Annotated in this window: 3 protein-coding genes; all 3 read right to left on the bottom strand. The window is 44.4% G+C overall.

What is annotated here, in order from left to right; all coding sequences use genetic code 11:
* The coding region (locus M0P91_RS15075; RefSeq protein ID WP_295069325.1) for an FAD-dependent oxidoreductase at window positions 1-618 on the bottom strand (618 nt) is incomplete at its 3' end.
* The gene (locus M0P91_RS15070; RefSeq protein WP_295069322.1) at window positions 608-1,729 is read right to left on the bottom strand and encodes an aldo/keto reductase; all 1,122 of its coding nucleotides are present in this window, start codon (window positions 1,727-1,729) and stop codon (window positions 608-610) included. The genes M0P91_RS15070 and M0P91_RS15075, both read right to left, overlap by 11 nt.
* Window positions 1,729-2,706, bottom strand: coding sequence for an iron-sulfur cluster assembly scaffold protein (locus M0P91_RS15065; RefSeq protein ID WP_295069319.1), 978 nt, complete (start codon window positions 2,704-2,706; stop codon window positions 1,729-1,731). The genes M0P91_RS15070 and M0P91_RS15065 overlap by 1 nt, the downstream gene beginning before the upstream one ends.
* Window positions 2,707-3,087: the final 381 nt, after the last annotated feature.

Raw genomic sequence — 3,087 nt, 5'->3', positions numbered from 1 at the left:
GGATTCTTGAGAATTGGTCGAATGCCCCCGATAAATCCCGGCATACCCACCGCCTGCAAGAACGAGCGATTTACATGCGAAGGCAATCACCGCAGAATCCCGACGGCGTAATATCGTAATCCCTGAAAGCTTCTCATTAAATGTCGCGATACTAAGGACGAGGTGATTTGGAAAGATCTTTACCCCCTCTTTTTTGCATTGCGCAAAGAGTGTTTGGGTGATAGACGCTCCCGTTTTATCGGCAATATAACACGTCCGTTTCGCCTTCGTTCCGCCAAAAGGACGTTGCGCTACTGAACCGTTGTCTTGAATGTCAAATTCAACCCCCATTTTTTGTAGATCTTCAATGATCTCTTCGGCACCGACAACCATCCCACTTACAGCAGAAAAACGTGCCAATTTATCCGCTCCGTTTAGCGTATCGGAAATGTGATCTCGACAACTGTCATGACGAGTGGTTTTAAGCACCGCATTAATCCCCCCAGATGCAACAGCAGAATTGGAACGAAGCGGTGTACTTTTGGAGATAAGGGCAACATTAAGCCCTGCTCGACGTGCATAAAGTGCCGCATACAATCCAGAGATTCCGCTACCGACGACGATTACATCATACAGCATAGCTGTCTCGCATGAGCGTATCCATCGCCTGTGTTGACGCATTGGGAACATAGCCTAAAATTGCATTATCAACAACATGCGCAGGGTCAACCGCACCGAAAATTGCCGTAATTGCTCCCGCACTTCGAGCAAACTGCAATGCACTCGCCACATCACTCAGCTCACTCGTATTCATCAGCTCACCAATCTTCGGTGCAAACGCTCGCTTGAAAAGATTTTTTTGCAAAAATGGAGACGAACCCAGAAAACTAAGACCGAATTGTGAACATACGTTCATCAGCGGATAATAGCGGCCATCCTCTGATCGTTGATTGGCATACCCATACGCGTGAGGCTTCGCCATATTAAACGGACTTTGAAGGTATTTAAATCCATGATTTTCCCCTCCGACACGACGTGCGATTTCAACCACTTTTACCAGAGAAATATACTCTGTATGATCTTCCTCGTACAAAAAACCGTTCCATGACGCGATTCCGTAAGCCACGATTTTACCCTCACCACGCAGCTCTTCAAAGAGTACAAATGCCGCTTCGATTCGGGAATAAAACATCTCTGCATCGATATATCCCAACTGCGTTTCAGGATTATGGAGAAAGAAGATATCGATTGTCTCAAGTGAGAGATTTTTCAACGATTGCTCACAGCTCCAGCGCAAATACGCAGGGGTCATACAATGTTGATCGATGACTATCTCCTCTTTGGTCGACAATCCTTTAGCAATCATATTCTCTTGTATCCAGCCGTAGGGATTCTCCGGAAAGGGAAAATCCAAGGGAATAAATCCTGCTTTGGAAGCGATGATCACTTCTTCGCGTTTTATCTCCCCTGCATCCATCATCTCACTCAGCGCTTCACCGATTTCACGCTCGCTCATCTGATAGCGATAATTGATCGCGGTATCAATGAAATGGATACCGTTTCGAAGAGCCGTTTTGATCGCTTCCCCATAGTTGATAATATAATTTTCTTCTTTGTACGGTTCTGCTTTATACGTTCCGATTCCAAGTGAGGGAAAAAAGAGCTCTCCGTTAAAACGATAAAAATCTTTTGAATAGGCCCCAAATTTTTTGAGATATCTAAACGTTCCCTCTTTGGTTGCGTATGACATTAAACAACCATCACGCGTAAGTTGGATTTGAGTTTGAAATTAAGCATATCCTGCATCCCTGCAAGGGTTGTCGTCGTGTTCATAGAACAGCTCATACATTCACCTTTGTACTGAATATAGAGTTCATGCCCATCCTCAACCTCTTTGAGATCGATTACTTCGACATCACCGTGATCGGCTTTAAGTGTCGGGCGGATATATTCTTCGAGGATCGATTCAATACTGCGGAGTTTTTGCACCAAACTCATCGCATTGAAATTACCGTCCCCTTTCGCCTCTTTGATTTTTTTACTGATTGCCTCTTTGGTGAGTTCGCCTTGGATTTCTGCAAGCATATCTACCAAATAGACATCTTTTTTCTCATGACCGCCCGGTTTGATACACGATTTACAAAAGCCACCCGCTTTCGTATAATCAGTAATGGCTTCGATGGAATCAAGCTTATTGAGCTTAATCACTTCCTTGAGGGTATCGAGACTCACACGAGCACATTCGCAGACGATAAACTCCGTCTCGAACTCCGACATATCCACCCCTTTATAGATGGATGCCGCTTTTTTGATTACGTCGTATGCCATAACCGAACAGTGCATTTTTTGCCCCGGAACGGCGGGGATATCTTCCTCATCTCGAAGCGCTTTTTCCACATCGATATTGGTGATTTTTAACGCTTCATCGACCGTTTTTTCCATACACAGTTCCGCCATCATGTCCGAGCTTGCAATCGCAGTACCGCATCCGAAACTTTTAAATCGGCTTTTAATGATGACATCATTTTTAGGATCGATCATCCAGTACAACCGTACCGCATCCCCACAGCTCTCCGCACCAAAATCTGCAATTATGAGTTGCTTTTGCGCCGCATCGGCCTCTTCTTGCGTGATCTCTCCCATATTGATAGGATCATTCATACGTCGTTGTACCTCATTTGAGTACTCTTCCCATAATGCTCCGCCGATTAATGTGTCTCGTGCCATGACTAGCTCCTTGCTGGATGATATTATCCGAGACATTGCAAGAGATGTTCTCATCAAAAGATGACATTTTTGTCAGTCCAACAATCAAGAACAAGTTATGCAGGGAGTGTTTATTACGTTAGTGACTACGCAGATTTATCTTGCTTATATATTAGGCAATCAAGAGTCTATCTTCAACTCGTATTCCAATATAATGACGTAACTATATAACCAAAGGGGTTTACCATGTTACAAATTACTGCTGTATTCAACCGTCACTGTCTTAACGATGTTCTACGAGAACTTTTCGACAACGAAATCGAAGGGGTCACCGTCATGGACGTCATCGGCAAAGGCTCACTCGGAATTGCCGAGAAAAACAACGCACCCGATTTATTCCCA

Origin of the sequence: Sulfuricurvum sp. (genome assembly GCF_023229695.1) — a bacterium.
Lineage (GTDB): Bacteria > Campylobacterota > Campylobacteria > Campylobacterales > Sulfurimonadaceae > Sulfuricurvum.
The sequence above is the reverse complement of the archived record's forward strand: the minus strand, read 5'-3'. Positions and strand labels throughout refer to the sequence as shown.